Genomic DNA, 20,563 nt, shown 5'->3' on the forward strand with positions numbered 1-20,563 from the left:
GACCGCCGCCGCGCCGCCCCCGAGGGGCGGCGCGGCGGCGGCGTCGTGTGGCCCGGCCCGACCGACCGGCAGGGGGCGCGCGCCCGCCCGGCCCCGCGGTGCCTCCGTCGAGGCGCCCGCCCGCGAGGCGCGTCAGGGGCGCCCGCCGACCCCGTGATGCCCCCTTCGGAGGCACCCGCCGACTACGGGTGCGACCCTCCGGCACGCTCCGGCACGCCCCGCCGCGCCCCGCCGCGCCCCGCGGCGGCGCCTTCGGAGAGCCGGCCAGCCCCGCGGTGCGGCCGTCCGAGGCGCCACGCCGACCCCGCCGTGATGCCTTCACAGACGCCGGCCGGCCCTGCCGAGTGCCCTCCGGCGTGCCCCGCCGCCCCCGCGGTCGGCGCCCTCGGAAGACACCCCGCCGGCCCCCTCCTGACGTGTGTCAGAGGCACCCGGCCGTACCGGCGTCCTCGTCCCGGATCCGCAGGGGCGGCACTGGGTGGGCGGGATGCGCCGCGTGCGTCGCGGGGGACTCGCGGTGGCCCTGGTCCGGCCGCCGCCCCAAGGGGTGGGCGGCGGACTCCCACCCGGCCGGGTCCAGCGCGGACGGCTCCCGCCCCGCCGGTCCCAGCGGCGACGGGGCGCGCTCGCCGCCACGCGCCTCGACGCCGTCCCGCGCCTCCGCGCCCCCGCCCCGCGCGGCAGCGACCTGCCCGTGGCCGTCGTCCCCGTCGGCCCCGTCCCGGCTCCCGTCGCCCCGGTCGCGTCCGTGCCTCCCGGTCTCGTACTCCGCCCGCTCGGCGGACCGCTCCAGGAACCGCAGCAGCTCCACCGGGATCGGCAGCACGAGGGTCGAGTTCTTCTCGGCCGCGACCGCCATGACCGTCTGCAGCAGCCTCAGCTGGAGCGCGGACGGCGTGTCGGCCATCTCGCGGGCCGCCTCCGACAGCTTCTTCGACGCCTGGAACTCGGCGTCCGCGTTGATCAACCGGGCCCGGCGCTCACGGTCGGCCTCCGCCTGCCGGGCCATGGAGCGCTTCATCGTCTCCGGCAGGGACACGTCCTTGATCTCCACCCGGTCGATGGTCACGCCCCACTCGACCGCCGGGCTGTCGATCATCAGTTCCAGTCCCTCGTTCAGCTTCTCGCGGTTGGAGAGCAGGTCGTCCAGCTCGCTCTTGCCGATGATCGAGCGCAGCGACGTCTGCGCGATCTGCGAGACCGCGAACCGGTAGTCCTCGACGCGGATGACGGCGTCGACCGGATCGACGACCTTGAAGTAGATCACCGCGTCGACCCGCACGGTGACGTTGTCCCGGGTGATGCCGTCCTGGGCGGGGACCGGCATCGTCACGATCTGCATGCTCACCTTCCGCATGCGGTCGACGAAGGGGACGATCATCGTCAGCCCCGGGCCCCGCACCCGGCTGCGCAACCGCCCGAGCCGCAGGACGACGCCCTGCTCGTACTGTTTGACGACCCTGGCGGCGGCCGCGAGGTACGCCCCGCCGGCCGCGCCCGCCAGGATGACGGCGGTCAGTGCTTCCTCGACCATGACGACCCCCTGTCGTCGGGTACGACCCGGATGGGCACGAGCAGATACGCCCATACTGCACCCAAACGGAGCAAAGGGGTCGGGGTCGGGTGTTACGGGGTCGGCTCAGAGCCAGCTCGCGAACTCCAGCAGGTTCTCCGCCTCGCGCCCCCGGCCCGCGGCCATCGCCCGGGTCGCGGACTCGACAGCGCGGAACAGGGTCCAGCCGCGCAGGCGGTCGCGATCGACCTCCAGGGCGTCGGCCAGCTTGTTCACGCGCCGGCGTCCCGTCGAGGCGCCGGACGCCTCCGCCACCAGGTCCTCGACGCGGTCCCTGACGAGCCGCGCCAGGTCGTACGCCCGCTCCCCGACGACCGGCTCGGGACCCACCGCCAGCCAGGGCGCCCGCTCACCGGCCAGCACCTTGCCCTGCCGGAAGCAGCCGTGCAGCAGCAGCGCCTCGGCCCCCGACGCCACCAGCTCCCCGCGCGCCTCCAGCGCGGCGGACACCAGGGGCCCCGCCGTCGCGTCCGCGCGGTACGCGGCCATGGCCGCCGCCTGGCGCTCCGTCCGGTCCGCCACGGACTCGAACGCGTGGCCCGACGGCGGCTCGATCCACAGCCGCCGTACCGTGCCCGCCGCCTCCAGCAGCGCCTTGGCGTCCGGCAGGGACCGCAGCGACACGTCCGGCCGCAGCCGTTCCAGCAGCAGGCCCGCCGAGCCCTCCGCGGCGCCGTCCCCGCCCGGCCGGCCCGTGTCCCCGCGCCCGTGCGCACCGCCCGGCCCGCCCGCGTGCGCGCCGTCCCGCGCGTTCGCGTCATCGGCCGGGTCCAGCAGCCGCACGGCGCCCCAGCCGTCCCAGTGTGCGAGCGCCGCCCGCTCCGGTTCCGGCCCCGCCGCGGGCGGTGCCAGCTTCAGCGCGGCCGGCTCGCCGTCGGCCCGGCGCACGAGCAGCACGACGCTGCTGCGGCCACCCGGCTCCACCACCCGCTCCGCCACCGCGCCGTGCCGCGCCAACTCCCCGCGCGCGGCCGCGGGCAGCCCGGCGAGCCACCCGGCCGTCCCTCCGTCCTCGCCGTACGTCTCGCCGAGCGCCCGCACGAGGCGGTGCGGCGGAGCGAAGGCGGGGGCGTCACCGGCGTGGGCCATGCGTGCGGGGTTCCCTTCCCTGCGCTGCTGAGTCGTCCGAGCGGCTCACGGTCGCTCGGCGAGCCCAGGAAAGGCTACGCCGCCCCCACCGCGCCAGCGCACGGCCCGTACCGCCGCCTCGCGCAGCGCGGCGGCCGCCTCCCGGCGCAGCGGCCCCCGGGCGGCCCGCACGAGGTCGGCGTACACGCCCGCCACCCGGTCCTCCAGCTCCGCGGCGAGCCGCACCGCCGCCGGGCCGTCCGCCACCGTGAACGGCAGCCCGTACGCCGGCGCCGCGGGGGCGGGCGCGCCCCCCAGCTCCCGCACCGTCCGGGCCAGCGCGTCCCGCCGGGCCCGGTGCGCGGCGTGGGCCTGCGCGGCCTCCGCGCGGCGTTCGTCACCGACCCGCGCGCCGACCACGCCGTACCCGTACACCGCGGCGTGCTCCGCCGCTAGGGCCGCCTGCGCGGCCGCCAGCGCGCTCACGGGCGCCTCCCCGGGGTCAGGAGGTAGGCGTGCGCGGCGCACGCCGCGGCGACCGAGGCCAGCAGCCTCGCCAGCTCCGGCGGTGCGGCGTCTAGCGCGGCGGTGTGCGCCGCGGCGGTACGGGACGCCGACACCGCCAGCCCGGCGAGCGCGGCCCGCGGATCGGCCGGCGCAGCGGGCACGGCGCCACCGGGGGACGCCCCGGGGCCGGGGGATGAGGCAGGCGCCCCGGAGGCCGGTACGGCCACCCCCGACGGTCCCGCCGCAGCGCCCGTCGCCGCGGCACTCGCGCCCGGCGCACCGGTGCTCGACGGACCCGCGCCCCGAGTCCCCGGAGCGCCCGCGCCCCGGAGGCCGTCACCCGGGCCCGCCCCGCCGGCCGGGACCAGCGCGGTCACGTGCCGCGCCACCGCCTCCCGCAGCGGCGCGAGGCGCGCGCCGAGCGACGGGTGCGCGGCCAGGACCGCGTCGTACCCGGCCAGGAGGTCACCGCTCGCCGCGGCCGACCGGCGGCGCAGCGCCGCCTCCGCGCGCCGGGCGCGGTCGGCCGCCGTCGTGCGCGCCGCGCCCCCGCCACCGTCCGACCCCGCACCCGTGCAGCCCGCCGGCAGCGCCCCGGCCGCGGCCACCGCGAGCGCACGCCTGCGCGTCAGCCCCGTGCGCTCCACGTCACTCCTTCGGGTACATCGGCAAGATCACCGCTGGCGAGCGTACCCGCGGCCCGGCACGGGGTGGACGGCAACACCTCCGCGACCGGATACCCTTTGTCTGACACGCGACGAACCCACAACAGCACACGCGGCCGAGGAGTCACCCGGATGAGCACCACCCAGAGCGAGAGGCTGCGCGGGCTGCTGGAACCGCTGGTCGCCGCCAGGCAGCTGGACCTCGAGGAGATCGACGTGTCCCGGGCGGGCCGGCGCAGGGTGCTGCGGGTCATCGTCGACTCGGACGACGGCGTGGAGCTCGACGCCTGTGCCGAACTGAGCCGCGCCCTCTCCGAGAGGCTCGACGAGACGGACGCGATGGGCGAGGGCGAGTACGTCCTCGAAGTGAGTTCGCCGGGAGCCGACCGCCCCCTCACCGAGCACCGCCACTACGTGCGCGCCACCGGCCGCCTGGTGCGGCTGCGGCTGCACGAGGGCGCCGAGCTGGTCGCCCGCGTCCTCGGCGTGGACGATGAGGGCCTGGACCTGGAGGTGCCGGGAGTGAAGGGCCGCAAGCCCACCGCCCGGCGCGTGGAGTTCCCCGAGATCGCCAAGGCGCGCGTGGAGATCGAGTTCAACCGCAAGGACAAGAAGGAAGAGGAGGAGGCGTAGCCGTGGACATCGATGTGAAGCTTCTCAAGGGCTTGGCACATGAGAAGGAGATCCCCTTCGAGCTGCTGGTCGAGGCGATCGAGTCGGCCCTCCTCATCGCCTACCACCGCACCGAGGGAGCCCGCCGCCACGCCCGTGTCGTGCTGGACCGGCAGACCGGCCACGTGACGGTGTGGGCGAAGGAGGACCCGGCCGACCTGGAGGAGGGGCAGGAGCCCAAGGAGTTCGACGACACCCCGTCGGACTTCGGCCGCATCGCGGCGACCACCGCCCGCCAGGTCATCCAGCAGCGGCTGCGCGACGCCGAGAACGACGTGACGTTCGGCGAGTACGCGCGCCGCGAGGGCGACATCGTCGCCGGCATGGTGCAGCAGGGCAAGGACCCGCGGAATGTCCTGGTCCGGCTGGACGACAAGCTGGAGGCCATCCTCCCGGTGCAGGAGCAGGTGCCGGGCGAGGAGTACACGCACGGCCTGCGGCTGCGCACGTACGTGGTCCGCGTCGCCAAGGGCGTGCGCGGCCCCTCCGTCACCCTCTCGCGCACCCACCCCAACCTGGTGAAGAAGCTCTTCGCGCTGGAGGTCCCGGAGATCGCCGACGGTTCCGTCGAGATCGCCGCGATCGCCCGCGAGGCCGGCCACCGCACCAAGATCGCCGTCCGGGCCACCCGGTCCGGACTGAACGCCAAGGGCGCCTGCATCGGTCCCATGGGCAGTCGTGTGCGCAATGTCATGGCCGAACTGCTCGGTGAGAAGATCGACATCGTCGACTGGTCGGACGACCCGGCGGACATGGTGGCGAACGCCCTCTCCCCGGCCCGGGTCTCCAAGGTCGAGATCGTCGACCTCGCCGCCCGGTCCGCCCGGGTGACCGTGCCCGACTACCAGCTGTCGCTGGCGATCGGCAAGGAGGGCCAGAACGCCCGCCTCGCCGCCCGTCTGACCGGCTGGCGCATCGACATCCGCCCGGACACCGAGCAGCCGGCCCCGGACGCCTCCTGACCCCGGCCCCGCCCCCGCCGGCCGCCCGCGGAAATCCGCGCGACCGGAGCGGGGCGGGTGGGGCAGACTGAACGACCCGTCCCGACCGGTCCGCCGGCCGACGGGACCGTCGCGGCCGGGACCGTCCGGCCGCGAGCGGTACCGGCCGGACGGGAATAGGATCGACCGCGGTCACGTTGGGCTACCACGAGACCACGACGGGATTACGACAACATCCGTTCGATTCTTGCCCCAAAGGGGTGAGGTCGGTGCGGGGAGGTAGACTTAAGCGTGTCTGGCCGGACGCATGAGCGCGCATGCCCTGAACGAACCTGTGTGGGATGCCGGGAGCGGGCGGCCAAGACCGATCTGCTGCGCATCGTGGCGGTCGGGGACGCATGTGCCCCCGATCCTCGCGGTACGCTGCCCGGTCGGGGTGTCTACGTGCATCCCGTCCGGTCCTGTCTCGATCTGGCGGTCCGCCGCCGGGCGTTCCCCCGGTCCCTCCGGGTCCAGGGTCCGCTCGACACCGCGGACGTCCGCCGATACGTCGAGCAGGCGACACCGTAGGAAAGAAGCACGGCACGGGGTCAACCCGTGCGGTCAGGTACCTCGCGAGATGGAAGTAGGTCGAGATTGCGATGAGCACTCGATGAGTACGCGATGAGTACGCCCATGAAGTAGCGACGGTCCGGCGGTTAACCGGACCTCAAAGGAGCGATGTGGCTAAGGTCCGGGTATACGAACTCGCCAAGGAGTTCGGTGTGGAGAGCAAGGTCGTCATGGCCAAGCTCCAGGAACTCGGTGAATTCGTGCGTTCGGCGTCATCGACGATCGAGGCGCCGGTTGTCCGCAAGTTGACTGACGCTTTGCAGGGACCCGGCTCCGCCGGCAAGTCCGCTGCGAAGCCCGGGGCGCCCCGCAAGGCCGCCCCCGCCGCCCCCGCCAAGCGCGAGGGCACCCCCACGCCTGCCAAGCCCGCCGCGCCCTCCCCGGCGCAGGCGGCACGTCCGGCCGCCCCGAAGCCCGGCGCCCCCGCGCCGAAGCCCGCGGCCGCCGAGAAGCCCGCGACGCCGGCCGCCGGCCAGCGTCCCACCCCGGGTCCGAAGCCCGCCCCGGCCCCGGCTGCCAAGCCGGCCCCGGCGGCCCCGGCCCCGGCCAAGCCCGAGTTCACCGCGCCGCCGTCGGCTCCCGCCGCCGGTTCCCGGCCCGGTGCCACCCCGGGCCCCCGTCCCGCCGCGCGCCCCCAGGGCTCCGGTCAGGGTCAGGGCGCTGCCCGTCCGGGCGCCCCGCGCCCCGGCCAGCAGGCCCCCCGACCGGGTGGCCGTCCGGCCGGCCCGCGTCCGGGCAACAACCCCTTCACCTCCGGCGGCTCCACCGGCATGGCGCGCCCCCAGGCGCCCCGTCCCGGCGGCGCCCCGCGTCCCGGCGGCGCCGCGGGCGCCCCCGGCGGCCCGCGTCCGCAGACCCCCGGCCAGCCCGGCGGCCCGCGTCCCCAGGCCGGTCCCGGCGGCCCGCGTCCCACCCCCGGCTCCATGCCGCGTCCCCAGGCCCCGCGCCCGGGTGGCGGCCCCGCCGGCAACCGCCCGAACCCGGGCATGATGCCGCAGCGTCCCGCTGCCGGCCCGCGCCCCGGCCCCGCCGGCCGCGGTCCCGCGACCGGCGGTCGTCCCGGCGGTCCCGGTCGTCCCGGTGGCGGCGGCGGCTTCGCCGGTCGTCCCGGTGGTGGCGGTGGCGGCGGCGGCTTCGCCGGTCGTCCCGGTGGCGGCGGTGGCGGCGGTGGCCGTCCCGGTGCCCCGGGTGGCGGCGGCGGCTTCGGCGGCGGTCGTCCCGGCTTCAGCGGTCGCCCCGGCGGCCCCGGCGGCCGTGGTGGCACGCAGGGTGCGTTCGGCCGTCCGGGCGGTCCCGCCCGTCGCGGTCGCAAGTCGAAGCGTCAGAGGCGCCAGGAGTACGAGGCCATGCAGGCCCCGTCCGTGGGCGGCGTGATGCTCCCCCGCGGCAACGGCGAAGCCGTTCGCCTGTCGCGCGGTGCGTCCCTCACCGACTTCGCGGAGAAGATCAACGCCAACCCGGCGTCGCTCGTCGCGGTCATGATGAACCTCGGCGAGATGGTCACGGCCACGCAGTCCGTCTCCGACGAGACGCTGCAGCTCCTCGGCGACGAGATGAACTACACGGTTCAGATCGTCTCCCCGGAGGAGGAGGACCGCGAGCTGCTCGGGTCCTTCGACCTCGAGTGGGGCGAGGACGAGGGCGGCGAGGAGTACCTCGCGCCGCGTCCGCCGGTCGTCACCGTCATGGGTCACGTCGACCACGGAAAGACCCGACTGCTCGACGCGATCCGCAAGACGAACGTCATCGCGGGCGAGGCCGGCGGCATCACCCAGCACATCGGTGCCTACCAGGTCGCGACCCAGGTCAACGACGAAGACCGCAAGATCACCTTCATCGACACCCCGGGTCACGAGGCGTTCACCGCCATGCGTGCCCGCGGTGCCAAGTCCACCGACATCGCGATCCTCGTGGTGGCGGCGAACGACGGTGTGATGCCCCAGACGATCGAGGCGCTGAACCACGCCAAGGCGGCCGACGTGCCGATCGTGGTCGCGGTCAACAAGATCGACGTCGAGGGTGCCGACCCGGTCAAGGTGCGCGGTCAGCTGACCGAGTACGGCCTGGTGGCCGAGGAGTACGGCGGCGACACCATGTTCGTCGACATCTCCGCCAAGCAGGGTCTGAACATCGACTCCCTGCTCGAGGCCGTCATCCTCACGGCGGACGCCTCGCTCGACCTGCGGGCCAACCCGGAGCAGGACGCGCAGGGCATCGCGATCGAGTCGCACCTCGACCGCGGCCGCGGCGCCGTGGCGACCGTCCTCGTCCAGCGAGGCACGCTGCGGGTCGGCGACACGATGGTGGTCGGCGACGCGTACGGCCGCGTCCGGGCGATGCTCGACGACAAGGGCAACAACGTCGAGGAGGCGACCCCGTCGACTCCCGTCCTCGTCCTGGGCCTCACCAACGTCCCGGGTGCCGGCGACAACTTCCTCGTCGTCGACGAGGACCGCACGGCCCGCCAGATCGCCGAGAAGCGCGCCGCGCGTGAGCGCAACGCCGCCTTCGCCAAGCGCGTCCGCCGGGTGTCCCTCGAGGACCTCGACAAGGTGCTCAAGGCCGGTCAGATCCAGGAACTCAACCTCATCATCAAGGGCGACGCGTCCGGTTCGGTGGAGGCCCTCGAGTCCTCGCTGCTCCAGCTCGACGTCGGCGAAGAGGTGGACATCCGGGTCCTGCACCGCGGTGTGGGTGCGGTCACCGAGTCCGACATCGACCTGGCGATGGGCTCCGACGCCATCGTCATCGGCTTCAACGTCCGCGCGGCCGGCCGTGCCGCGCAGATGGCGGAGCGCGAGGGCGTCGACGTCCGCTACTACTCGGTGATCTACCAGGCCATCGAGGAGATCGAGGCGGCCCTCAAGGGTCTGCTCAAGCCGGAGTACGAAGAGGTCGAGCTCGGTACGGCGGAGATCCGCGAGGTCTTCCGCTCGTCCAAGCTGGGCAACATCGCGGGTGTCCTCATCCGCTCCGGTCTGGTCAAGCGCAACACCAAGGCGCGCCTCCTGCGCGACGGCAAGGTCGTCGCGGAGAGCCTCAACATCGAGGGTCTGCGTCGCTTCAAGGACGACGTCACCGAGATCCGCGAAGGGTTCGAGGGCGGTATCAACCTCGGCAACTTCAACGACATCAAGGTCGACGACGTCATCGCGACGTACGAGATGCGCGAGAAGCCGCGCGGCTGACACAGCCGACGCGACTGACGAGCGGAACCCCGGGGCCGGTCGGCGGAAGTATTTCCGTCGATCGGCCCCGGCCGCTGCGTGTACGGTTCAGCTGTCCCCGCCGGTCTACGGCGGGGCCTACCGAACCCGAACCGGCGGGACATCCGGGCTCGTATGTATGTGGGGACGCTGTCCTTCGACCTGCTCCTCGGCGACGTACGGTCGCTGAAGGAGAAGCGCTCCGTCGTCCGGCCGATCGTCGCCGAGCTCCAGCGGAAGTTCGCGGTGAGCGTGGCGGAGACCGGCAACCAGAACCTCCACCGCAGGGCCGAGATCGGCATCGCGTTGGTCTCCGGGGACGTCGGGCACCTCACGGGGGTACTGGACCGGTGTGAGCGCCTCGTCGCCGCCCGGCCCGAGGTGGAGCTGCTGTCCGTACGGCGGCGACTGCACACCGATGAAGAGTGAACGCAAGACGGAAGAGGAGACGGACCGGTGGCCGACAACGCGCGGGCCCGCAAGCTGGCCGATCGCATCCAGGTCGTGGTCGCGGAGACCCTGGACCGGCGAATCAAGGATCCGCGGCTGGGATTCGTGACCATCACGGACGCCCGGGTCACCGGCGACCTGCGGGAGGCCACGGTCTTCTACACGGTCTACGGTGACGAGGAGGAGCGCGCCGCGTCCGCGGCCGCGCTGGAGTCCGCCAAGGGCGTCCTGCGCTCCGAGGTGGGCCGCCAGACCGGCGTCCGCTTCACCCCGACGCTGACCTTCGTCCCGGACGCCCTCCCGGACAACGCCCGCACCATCGAGGACCTCCTCGACAAGGCGCGCGCCAAGGACGCCGAGGTGCGCGAGGTCTCCACGGGCAAGACGTACGCCGGCGAAGCCGACCCGTACCGCAAGCCCGAGGACGACGACGAGATCGGGGCCGAGGACGACGAGGACGGCGCCGGCGCCTGATGAGCAGCACAACACGTGTGCCCGACGGCCTCGTCATCGTCGACAAGCCGTCGGGTTTCACCTCGCACGACGTCGTCGCCAAGATGCGCGGCATCGCCCGCACCCGCCGCGTCGGCCACGCCGGCACCCTGGACCCCATGGCCACCGGCGTCCTCGTCCTCGGCGTCGAGCGGGCCACCAAACTCCTCGGCCACCTCGCGCTGACCGAGAAGGAGTACCTCGGCACGATCCGGCTCGGCCAGAACACGGTCACCGACGACGCCGAGGGCGAGACCACCTCGTCGACCGACGCCTCCCGAGTGACCCGTGAGGCCGTCGACGCCGCCGTGGCCAAGCTGACCGGCGACATCATGCAGGTGCCGTCCAAGGTCAGCGCCATCAAGATCGACGGCAAGCGGTCGTACGCCCGCGTCCGCGGCGGCGAGGAGTTCGACATCCCCGCCCGCCCGGTGACCGTCTCCCAGTTCACCGTCTACGACATGCGCGACGCCGTCGCCGACGACGGCACGCCCGTCGTCGACCTCGTCGTCTCCGTCGTCTGCTCCTCCGGTACGTACATCCGGGCGCTCGCCCGCGACGTCGGCGCCGACCTCGGTGTCGGCGGGCACCTCACGGCACTGCGCCGCACCCGCGTCGGTCCGTACGGGCTCGACGCCGCACGCACCCTCGACCAGCTCCAGGAGGAGCTCGCGGTCATGCCGATCGCCGAGGCCGCGGCCGCGGCGTTCCCGCGCTGGGACGTCGACGAGCGGCGCGCGAAGCTGCTGCTCAACGGCGTGCGCATCGACATGCCCGCCCACGGGACGACGGGACCCGTCGCCGTCTTCGGACCGGAGGGCCGCTTCCTGGTCCTCGTGGAGGAGCGCGGCGGCAAGGCGAAGAGCGTGGCGGTCTTCGGCTGAGACGGGCGGCCCCGCGGCGGTCGTACGGCGGTGCGGCGGTGCCGCGGTGCGGTGGTCCGGCGTCGCGGGTGGCTTCGGGGCGCGTGGTCCTGGGTGCGGGTGGTCCGGGGTGCTCGCGGTTCCGGGTCGTTCGCGGCTCGGGGCATGCGGCCCGTGGGCGCCGGTCGGTCGTGGTGACGCCGGCAGTCCGGGCCTCTGTCCGTGGTCCCGGCCCCCGCGGCCGTGCGGGTGTCAGCCGGGCCGTCCGCCGGATGCCGGTGACCGTGGGGCGGGGCCCGGGAGCCGCGGTGGCCGTGGGGGCGGACAGCCGCCCTCGCGGCTGACCGCCCCACGCGCCCCCCACACGGACTCTTTCCGCGCCAGTACGCGTATTCACCCACTCGGGCGGGCGCTCGGAGTGAACGGCGGGGGTACTCGGGGGCGCGTTCCGGTGACGTCCTTCACCCGTTGATCACCGCGGTCCTACGGTCGACCCATGGGACGCGGTGACCGGGCGACGCTGGTACTCATCTGTGATCAAGCCGGCCGGACGCGGGGCACCGGCTTCGTCGCCGACGCCCGCGGCACGGTCGTCACCGCCCACGAGACCGTCGACGGGCTCGAACGGGTCGTGGTGCGCGGGCCGGACGGGCGGGAGTGGACCGCCACGGCCGACGCCGTCACCGCCCTGCCCGCGCAGGCCCTCGCCCTCGTCCGCACCGACGGCCTCGGCGCCCACCCCCTTCCCGTCGCCGACCACCCGGCACCCGGCGCCGGTACGTACGTACGGGTCCACGCCCACGGTTGGCGCGAGGCGCGCGTCCTCGGCACCACGTCTGCCCTGTACACCGGCACCGAGGGGTTCCACACCGTCGACGAGGTCCTCGAACTGGCCATCGGTACCGACGGCAGCGAGGCGTTGCGACGCGGCGGCGAGGCGGCGGGCGGACCCGTCCTGGACGCCGCGACCGGCGCGGTCGTCGCGGTGCTCGCCACCGCCCTGCACACCGACCACCGCGCGGCCGGCCTCGCCGTGCCCCTCGCCGCGGTCGCCGCCCGGACACCCGGCGGGCCCCTCGCGGACCTGCTTCGCCGCAACGCCGCGACGGTCCCGGCGTACGGCCCCGCCCTCAACCTCGCGGGAGCACTGGAACTCACCGCGGGCACCCTGCCCGCCCCGGCCGGGGCGGCGGAGGGCACGGCCGGGGCGGAACCCGTCGCACGGGCCGCCGTCGCCCGCGGGCTCGACCGTTTCGCCGGCCCCGGCGCCGGCCATGCCGCCGCCGATCCTGGAGAGGCGGGGCACGGGCCCGTCGGCGCGGAGGCGGAGGAGCACGGATCGGTCTGCTCCGGTCGGGCAGCCGCCGCCGTCGTCCTCGGCCGCGACACCCGGCGGGACGGCGGCACCGGGCGGGAGCGCGGCACCGGTCCGAGGCCCGGGGCCGGTCCGTACGGCGGCACCGGTCCGAGGCCCGGGGCCGGTCCGTACGGCGGCACCGGTCCGTACGGAGGCACGGGTCTTCACGGCGGCGCCGGTCCGCACGGTGACACCGGGCGGGAGCGTGTCATCGGGCCGTACGGCGGCACGGGTCCGTACGACGGCACCGGTCAGGAGCGCGGTGCCGGCTCGGAGCGGCCGGTCGTGTGCGGGCTCGTCGGAGCACCCGGCACGGGGCGCACCACCGAGCTGGCCGCCCTGGCCCGACGGCGGGGCGCGGGCGACCCGCCCGAGCCGACGGTGTGGCTGCGCGGCGCCGACCTCCGTCCAGGGGACGCCTCCATCGGTGACGCGGTGGGGCGGGCCCTCGGCAGCGCCGGGCGCGCGGTCGCCGCGGCCCGCGGCGACTGGAGCGCCTACCCCGGAGCGGGCGGCGGCGCCCTGGACGACTTGGCGCGGCGGGTCGCGGCGCTCGCCCGCGACGCGGGCCGGCCGCTGGTCGTCCTGCTCGACGCCCCCGAGGAGATGCCGCCGCTCCTCGCCCACCGGCTACCCGCCTGGACCGCCGCCACGGTCCGCTGGCTGCGCGCGCACGGGGCGCGGCTCGTCGTCGCCTGCCGCCCCGAGCACTGGGAGGGGACGGCGCCCCTGTACCCGCCCGGCAGCCTCCACCGTCCCTGCGGGCCCGACGCGCCGGACCGTCCCGCCGGGCCCGCAGGCCGCCTTCCCGGCGCCGTGCACCTCGGCGACCTGACCGACCGCGAGGCCGAGGAGGCCTGTGAGCGGTACGGGCTGCCCGCGGGCCTCCTCGCGGAGGCCGACGGCCGCCACCCCCTGACCCTGCGCCTCCTCGCCGAGGTGCGCACCGCGCTCCCCGGGGCCGTGCCGGGGCGGCCCGCCCGGGCCGACGTCCTCGCCACCCACCACGACCTGTTGTGCCTGCGCGTGGCGGGGCGCATCGCCGCCGGCTGCCGGCCGCCGCTGTCCGAACCGGACGTGCGGCGGCTCGCCGCCCGCGTCGCCGGCCGCGTCCACGAAGCCGCCCGGCGCTGCCTGTTGTCCGGCCACGGCGAGCTGGACCGGGCCTCCTTCGAGGAGCTGTTCCCGTGGGGCACCAGTTGGGCGTCGGCCGCGCTCGCCGAAGGGTTGCTCGTCCCGGCCGGCGCCGGATACCGCTTCGTGCACGAGGAGTTCGCGGACTGGATCCAGGGCGCCCACGTCGACGTCGACACCGCGCTGGACGTGCTCGTACCGTGGGTCGACGAGCCCCCGGCACCCGCCGACCGGCTGCCGTACCGCCCGGACGGCCACGCCGTGCCGCCGGCCCGGGCCGTGCCGTCCGGTCATGCCGTGCCGTCCGGCCACCCCGTACCGTTCGGGGACGCCGTGCCGCCGGCCCGGGCCGTGCCGTCCGGGGAGGCCGTGCCGTCGGTGGGGGACGGGCCGGCGGGGGTGGCACTGCCGTCCGGAGACGCCGTACGTCCCGGGGACGCTCCACCGCCCGGGTGCGTCGCCCTCCCCGGGCCCCGGTCGCCCGCCGGGCCGGTGCCGCGCCATCGACTCGGCACCGTGCTCCAAGCCCTGCTGCACCTGGAGCGCGACCGGGGCCCGGCGGCCCTGGCGCGCCGGTTGGAGCGGCTCGTCGACTCCGGCGCGTCCACCTCGGAGGCCGTCTGGTGGCGGACCCGGCTGCTGTGCGGGACGCTCCTCGGAGTCCCGGACGCCCGCCCGTACGGCGGCGTGCTGCGGCTGCTCGCCAACCGGCTCGCGGCCCGGCCCGCCGCGGCCGCCCCGGACGACGCATTCGGCCCCTGGTTCTGGGAGCGGCTGCGCCTGGGCGAGGACGAGCTCCTCGACCTCCTGCGCCTCCTCCTCCCCGCCGACGGCCCGCCCGGGGGCCCGCGCCGCCCCCGCTACCTGGAGGCCGTCGCGCGGCGGCTCTCCGCCGACCCGCGCGGCGTCCAGCCGCTGCTGTGCCGCTGGTTCACCGACGAGCGGCCGCTGCCCGCCGAGCCCGGCTCCCGCCTCCGGCCGACCGTCGCCGGCGTCGCCCAGGCCCTCCTGCACACCCACCGGGACCTCGCCGTCGACGACCTGTGCGAGGCACTCGTCACCACTGCCCATCCGCGCGCCGACGAGCTCCTCGCCGGCCTCGCCGACGACGAGCCGTCCGCCCTGTGCCGCGCCGTCGACCGCTGGGCGCACGACGACGTCCGCCCGGTCCGGCGCGCCGCGGCCGCCGCGTACGGCCGGGTCCTCGCCGAGCGCGTCACCCGCGACGCCGACCGGGAACTCCTCCGGTACGCGGCCCTCGCGCTGCTCGCCCGCCCCGGAGACCCGCACCTCCACGGCGCCGCCCTCACCGTCCTCCTGCGCGACCCGCACAGCCGTGCCGCCCACCTGCCGCAGGCGCTGGCCGCCTTCCGCGCCGCCGGGACGGGTGGGACCGACGGGACCGGCAAGGCCGACGGAACCAGGGGCGCCGGAGTGGCCGCCGGGAACGGAGCGACCGGCAGGGCCGGAGTGGTGACCACCGGGGCCGGCGCGGCCGGCGCCGCCGGGGTGACCGGGGTGACCGCCCGCGACCTCGCCGGGGCGCTCACCACCCACCCCGAGCCGGTCCTCGCGGCCTTCCGCGCCCGGCTGCGCGACGGCGACCCGGCCACGGCCGCCGACGTACTGACTGCGCTCGCCGACGTCCGCGCCCCCGCGCTCGCACGCCGCGCCGCCGCCCTGGTCCGCGAGTACGTCGACCGCCACCCCGCGGGCGCCGCGCACGCCGCCGCGTACGTCGACCGGCGCCTCGAACGGGGACCCGCCGCCCGGGCCGTCCTCTTCCCGCTCGTCACCGACCTGCTGCGGGGCCGCACCGCCGAGGCGCGCGCGGCCCTCGTCCGCGTCCTGGCCGCACCCGGCACGCCCGGCTCGCGGCCCCTGCGCGACGACCTGCTCGACGCGCTCCTGGACCTCTCCCACGACGACCGCCGCGACCCCGCCCTCCCGGACTCGGTGCTGCGCGCCGCCGCCATCGGAGCCGCCGGCCGCCCGGAGGCCCGCACCCGGGAGCTGGTCCTGCGCGCCGGCCGGCTGCTGGTGCGCACGGCCGAGGGCGCCGCCCACCTGGACCTGGTCCTGACGGAGCTGGCCCGGGACGTGCCGGGCTTCGCGGTCCTCGTCAGCGGCTGGGCGGCCCGCGACCCGCGGAGCTGGGCGTCCGTCGTCGGCCCCGGTGCCCGCCGCGCGGTCGAGCGGCTCGCCGCCTCCGGCCCGGCCGCACGGGCCGCCACCGTGGCCGCACGGGTACCGACCGCTATGCCGATGCCGGACGGACCACGCGGGCATGGCACCCTTAGACCTGCGTATCGGTCATGACGTACTGACGTACACGGGTTCGGGCGAGGAGCGGTCACAGTGCAGCGCTGGCGAGGCTTGGAGGAGATTCCCCAGGACTGGGGGCGCAGCGTCGTCACCATCGGTTCCTACGACGGCGTCCACCGTGGACACCAGCTGATCATCGGGCGGGCCGTGGAGCGCGCCCGCGAGCTGGGCGTGCCCGCCGTGGTCGTCACCTTCGATCCGCACCCCTCGGAGGTCGTCCGGCCCGGCAGCCACCCGCCGCTGCTCGCCCCCCACCACCGGCGGGCCGAGCTGATGGCGGAGCTCGGTGTCGACGCGGTGCTGATCCTCCCCTTCACCGCCGAGTTCTCGAAGCTGTCCCCGGCGGACTTCATCGTGAAGGTCCTCGTCGACAAGTTGCACGCGCGCGCCGTGGTCGAGGGGCCCAACTTCCGCTTCGGCCACCGCGCCGCCGGCACCGTCGACTACCTGACCGAGCTGGGCGCGACGTACGACTACGAGGTCGAGGTCGTCGACCTGTACGTCACGGGCGAGGCGGGCGGCGGGCAGCCGTTCTCCTCCACACTGACCCGCCGTCTGGTCGCCGAGGGCGACGTGACGGGCGCCGCCGAGATCCTGGGCCGCCCGCACCGCGTCGAGGGCGTGGTCGTCCGCGGTGCGCAGCGCGGCCGCGAGCTCGGCTACCCGACGGCGAACGTCGAGACCCTGCCGCACACGGCGATCCCCGCCGACGGCGTCTACGCGGGCTGGCTGACCGCCGACGGCGAGCGGATGCCGGCGGCGATCTCGGTCGGCACCAACCCGCAGTTCGACGGGACGGAGCGGACCGTCGAGGCGTACGCCATCGACCGGGTCGGGCTCGACCTGTACGGGCTGCACGTGGCGGTCGACTTCCTCGCGTACGTGCGCGGCCAGCGGAAGTTCGCGTCGATCGAGGCGCTGCTGGAGGCGATCGGGGACGACGTGAAGCGCTGCCGCGACCTCACCGGCGCGTACGACGCGGCGTCGTAACGGCGCGTACGCGCATACGCCGGGTACGGCAGGGGCAGGCAGGCTACGGCCTGGGGCCTGCCGCCTGGGGACGAAGGACGACCGAGGGCCCGCACCGTGATGACGGTGCGGGCCCTCTCGTCGTCCGCCGGACGTGCGCCCGCCGCTCGGGCGGGACGCGTCCCCTGGCGCCGGCTACTGCTGCGGCGGGGCCTGGTGGGGCTGCTGCGGCTGCTGTTGCGGCTGCTCGGGCCACGCGGGCGGGGAGGCCGGGGCGTGGGGCTCCGGCTGCTGCCCGGGGTACGGGTGTGGCTGCTGTGCCTGGTGGGGCTGCTGGTCGGCCGGGGGCTGCTGCGGCCACCCCTGCGGAGGCACGCCGGGCTGCCCGTACGGCGGGAACTGGCCCGGGGCGGGCTGTGGTTGGGCGTACGGGCCGCCGGGCAGGGGCTGGCCGGGCGCCTGGGCCGCGCCCGGCTGGGCGGGCGCGTACGCGCCGGGTGCCGCGGGCCGGCCGGGCGCGGGCTGGCCCGGTACGGGCGGCCGGCCGCCGTAGGGCTGGCCGGACATCGGCTGACCCGGCATCGGCTGGCTCTGGTGGCCCGGCATCGGCGGGGCCATCTGCGGCGGCGGAGCGCCGTGGCCCGCGCCCGTCCACAACCCCTGGGCCTGCTGCGCGCGCGTGAAGTCCTCGGCGACCATGGCGGCGAGGTGGAAGTACGCCTCCCGCGTCTTCGGCCGCATCATGTCGAGGTCGACCTCGGCGCCCGCCGCGAGGTGCTCGTCGAACGGCACGACGACGACGCCGCGGCAGCGCGTCTCGAAGTGCTGGACGATGTCCTCCACCTTGATCATCTTGCCGGTCTCGCGGACGCCCGAGATGACCGTGATGGAGCGCTGCACCAGATCCGCGTACCCGTGCGCCGAGAGCCAGTCGAGCGTGGTGGAGGCGCTGGAGGCACCGTCGACGGACGGCGTCGAGATGATGATGAGCTGGTCGGCGAGGTCCAGGACGCCGCGCATGGCGCTGTAGAGCAGACCCGTGCCGGAGTCCGTGAGGATGACCGGGTACTGGCGGCCGAGGACGTCGATCGCGCGCCGGTAGTCGGCGTCGTTGAACGTCGTCGAGACGGCCGGGTCCACGTCGTTGGCGATGATCTCCAGACCGGACGGCGCCTGCGACGTGAACCGGCGGATGTCCATGTAGGAGTTGAGGTACGGGATCGCCTGCACGAGGTCGCGGATGGTCGCCCCGGTCTCGCGGCGCACGCGGCGGCCGAGCGTGCCGGCGTCCGGGTTCGCGTCGATCGCCAGGATCTTGTCCTGCCGCTCGCTGGCGAGCGTGGCACCGAGCGCCGTCGTCGTCGTGGTCTTGCCGACGCCGCCCTTGAGGGAGATGACGGCGATCCGGTAGCAGGACAGGACGGGCGTGCGGATCAGCTGGAGCTTGCGCTGCCGCTCCGCCTCCTCCTTCTTGCCGCCGAGTTTGAAGCGGGACGCGGCGGCCGGGTTGCGGCTGCTCTTCGGCTTCTGCTTGGTGTTGCGGAGCAGGCGGTCCGAGGAGAGCTCGACGGCCGCGGTGTACCCGAGCGGGGCGCCCGGTACCGAGGCCTGGCGCTGGTCGTGCGTCACGGCCGACGGCCAGGCGGCACCGGTACGCGGGTCGGCGGTACGGGGATCCGCGGACGGCACGGCGCCGGACGCCGGGGCCTGCGGCGGCTGGTGCTGCGGGTGCGGCGGCTGGTGCTGGTGCTGGCCCGGGGCCGTCTGGGGCTGGGCGTGGGCCTGGGCGTCGGGGTGCGGGAAGCCGTACCCGGCGGGCGGCTGGGCCGGCTGGCCGGGGTGCCCGGGGTGGCTCGGGGTCGGGGCGGGGGCGTGGGGGAAGCCGTACCCGGCGGGTGGTTGGCCCGGCTGCCCGTGATGGCCCGGCTGCGGGCCGGTGGGGGCGGCGGCCGGGGCGTGCGGATGCGAGAACCCGTAACCGTCCCGCGGCGCGGGCGCGGCCGGCCCCTGCTGGGGCGGTACGCCGGGCGCGGGCGCCGACGGGGGCCACGCGGTCGCTGCCGGTGCCTGGGCGGGCTGGGCCGACGGGTCGGGGCCGGGGGAGTGGACGGGCCACTGCGGGGCGGCCGCCGGAGCCGCGGGCTGGAACGCGGGCGGCAGCGGCGGCAGTCCGGGCACCTGCGCGCCGGGAACCTCGGGCTGCGGCGCCCACGGCTGGGCGGGCGGTACGGCGGCAGCGGCGGGCGCGGCCACCGCGTCGGCCTGCGGCTGCGGCTGCGGCTGCGGCTGCGGTCCCGGCTGTGGTGCGGGTGCCGTGCCGTCGCCTGACGGGGAAGTGGTGTCGCCGTGGCCGGCGGGGGCCTCGCCCAGCGGGGTGTCGGCGGTCGTCGGCTCGTCCGCGGGGACGTCGTCCGCGGGAGCGTCGCCCGAGGGTGCGTCGTCCGCGGACGAGCCATCCGCGGACGAGCCATCCGCGGACGAGCCGTCCTCGGACCTGCCGTCCGCGTCCGGCGTGGGGGCGTCGGCTGTCGGGCCGTCACTCGGCGCAGCGGCGGCCGTGCCGCCGCCGGCCTGGTCGCCTCCAGGGGTGTCCGTGGCGGGCGCGCCCGCCGAGGACGCGTACGGGGCGACGGGCGTCACGTCGGGGGTGGTCGCGGCGGGCGTCTCGTCGGGCGTCCGATCGGCGTCCGCGACGGCGTCGGCCGGGTACGCCGCCACCGATCCGTCCCCGACGGTGTAAGCGGTGGACGGGGACGCCTCGGAGGGCTCGCCCCCCGTCGTCACGACGGGGCCGGCGGGAGTGGCCCCCTCCGGCCGGTCGCCGGCCGGTGCGGAGGCGTCGGGTGCGCCGGGGACCGGGTGCCCGGCCTCCGCCTCGGGCCGCGGGGCGGCGGGGGAGAAGAGCATGGTGGCCCCGCCCCCGGCGTCACCGCCGCCGGAGGGCTCGTACCGTACGGGCTCGGCCGGGAGCGCGACGGGCTCCCGCACCGGCGCCTGGCCCGTCGACGGTGGGGCCGGCGGGGCCGGCGGGGCGGGGGGAGAAGCCGGATCCGGCAGTACCGGCGGCGCGGCGTGCGCCGGGTAGGGCTGGAAACCGCCCGTCTGCGGCAGCCTGGGAACGGCGATGGGCTGCCCGGTCGGCGGCGGGGGAGGGGGCGGAGGCGTGGCGCCCTGCGACGACGTGTCCGCGCCGCCGGCGTTCTGCGTGTACCAGGCGGGCGGGGTGTAGTCGATGGTGAACTCACCCGTCATCTCGGCGGCGTCCACATCCGACTGATCGTCGACGGGAGGAGCGTTCCATCCCCGGTGGATCTCGTCCCGATCGCCGTTCACGTTGCCTCCTGGTGTGGTCGAGCACCCTTGTGCCGTCATGGGTGGGGGCGACCGTTCCTGTCGTCCGTCAGCCCGGCTCTCCCCCTCTGGGCGCCACACGCCCGAGCGGGGTCATGGCCGGCCCTTCCCACCCTAATCGCCGATGGCGCCCGCGCGTCAGGGCCGTCGGTCCGTGGGGGTACCGCCCGACCGCCCGACCACACCACCATGTGACGCCGCCACACCACTCCGTGAACACCGCCCCCAGCAAAACGGGTCGAAAGGACATGAACTGAGGGCCGTTCATGTCACCGGACACCAGTGCGGCCTATCCAACAATCAGGTCTCGAACGCCGACCCACCCACGGTGGCCGTACCGCTCCCACCGCCCCCCCCGCCGCACCCACCCCGCCCCGT

The 20,563-nt window shown here is 76.0% G+C and carries 14 protein-coding genes; 9 read left to right on the forward strand and 5 right to left on the reverse strand.

Annotated elements, in window-relative coordinates:
- Positions 1-421 precede the first annotated feature (421 nt).
- From NRO40_RS22035 to NRO40_RS22050, 4 genes are all read right to left on the reverse strand, one after another.
- Positions 422-1,534, reverse strand: coding sequence for a slipin family protein (locus NRO40_RS22035; RefSeq protein ID WP_079047411.1), 1,113 nt, complete (start codon positions 1,532-1,534; stop codon positions 422-424).
- 105 nt (positions 1,535-1,639) lie between these two features.
- Positions 1,640-2,662, reverse strand: a complete 1,023-nt coding sequence (locus NRO40_RS22040; protein ID WP_058944489.1) for an aminoglycoside phosphotransferase family protein — start codon at positions 2,660-2,662, stop codon at positions 1,640-1,642.
- 45 nt (positions 2,663-2,707) lie between these two features.
- Entirely contained in the window at positions 2,708-3,127 is a 420-nt protein-coding gene (locus NRO40_RS22045; protein WP_058944488.1) for a DUF4439 domain-containing protein, read from the reverse strand.
- Complete coding sequence (locus tag NRO40_RS22050) at positions 3,124-3,795, reverse strand: hypothetical protein (RefSeq protein WP_058944487.1); 672 nt, start codon at positions 3,793-3,795, stop codon at positions 3,124-3,126. The genes NRO40_RS22045 and NRO40_RS22050 overlap by 4 nt, the downstream gene beginning before the upstream one ends.
- Positions 3,796-3,945: 150 nt before the next feature.
- On the opposite strand from NRO40_RS22050, the gene rimP reads away from it, so the two are divergent.
- The 9 genes from rimP (at position 3,946) to NRO40_RS22095 (ending at position 16,855) form a co-directional block, all read left to right on the forward strand.
- On the forward strand, positions 3,946-4,446 hold the full coding sequence (rimP, locus tag NRO40_RS22055) for a ribosome maturation factor RimP (RefSeq protein ID WP_058944486.1): 501 nt from the start codon (positions 3,946-3,948) through the stop codon (positions 4,444-4,446).
- A 2-nt stretch (positions 4,447-4,448) separates the two neighbouring features.
- A complete protein-coding gene (gene nusA / locus NRO40_RS22060; protein ID WP_058944485.1) occupies positions 4,449-5,447 on the forward strand; it encodes a transcription termination factor NusA in 999 nt (332 codons plus the stop codon).
- Between the two features lie 270 nt (positions 5,448-5,717).
- A complete protein-coding gene (locus tag NRO40_RS22065) occupies positions 5,718-5,996 on the forward strand; it encodes a YlxR family protein (RefSeq protein ID WP_079047410.1) in 279 nt (92 codons plus the stop codon).
- Positions 5,997-6,148: 152 nt separating this feature from the next.
- Positions 6,149-9,226 (forward strand): translation initiation factor IF-2, encoded by a 3,078-nt coding sequence (gene infB, locus NRO40_RS22070; protein ID WP_257375481.1) that lies wholly within the window; start codon positions 6,149-6,151, stop codon positions 9,224-9,226.
- Between the two features lie 153 nt (positions 9,227-9,379).
- Complete coding sequence (locus NRO40_RS22075; protein WP_058943802.1) at positions 9,380-9,673, forward strand: DUF503 domain-containing protein; 294 nt, start codon at positions 9,380-9,382, stop codon at positions 9,671-9,673.
- Between the two features lie 27 nt (positions 9,674-9,700).
- On the forward strand, positions 9,701-10,168 hold the full coding sequence (gene rbfA / locus NRO40_RS22080) for a 30S ribosome-binding factor RbfA (RefSeq protein WP_058943801.1): 468 nt from the start codon (positions 9,701-9,703) through the stop codon (positions 10,166-10,168).
- Positions 10,168-11,070: a tRNA pseudouridine(55) synthase TruB gene (gene truB, locus NRO40_RS22085; protein WP_058943800.1), complete on the forward strand. Its 903-nt coding sequence runs from the start codon at positions 10,168-10,170 to the stop codon at positions 11,068-11,070. The genes rbfA and truB overlap by 1 nt, the downstream gene beginning before the upstream one ends.
- A 475-nt stretch (positions 11,071-11,545) precedes the next feature.
- On the forward strand, positions 11,546-15,859 hold the full coding sequence (locus NRO40_RS22090; RefSeq protein ID WP_058943799.1) for a S1 family peptidase: 4,314 nt from the start codon (positions 11,546-11,548) through the stop codon (positions 15,857-15,859).
- Positions 15,860-15,898: 39 nt separating this feature from the next.
- On the forward strand, positions 15,899-16,855 hold the full coding sequence (locus NRO40_RS22095) for a bifunctional riboflavin kinase/FAD synthetase (protein ID WP_079047310.1): 957 nt from the start codon (positions 15,899-15,901) through the stop codon (positions 16,853-16,855).
- A 174-nt stretch (positions 16,856-17,029) separates the two neighbouring features.
- Here NRO40_RS22095 and NRO40_RS22100 read toward each other — a convergent pair whose 3' ends face one another.
- The gene (locus tag NRO40_RS22100; protein ID WP_058943797.1) at positions 17,030-20,167 is read right to left on the reverse strand and encodes an SCO5717 family growth-regulating ATPase; all 3,138 of its coding nucleotides are present in this window, start codon (positions 20,165-20,167) and stop codon (positions 17,030-17,032) included.
- Between the last annotated feature and the right edge of the window lie 396 nt (positions 20,168-20,563).

The sequence above is a fragment of the Streptomyces changanensis genome, assembly GCF_024600715.1.
Taxonomy (GTDB): domain Bacteria; phylum Actinomycetota; class Actinomycetes; order Streptomycetales; family Streptomycetaceae; genus Streptomyces; species Streptomyces changanensis.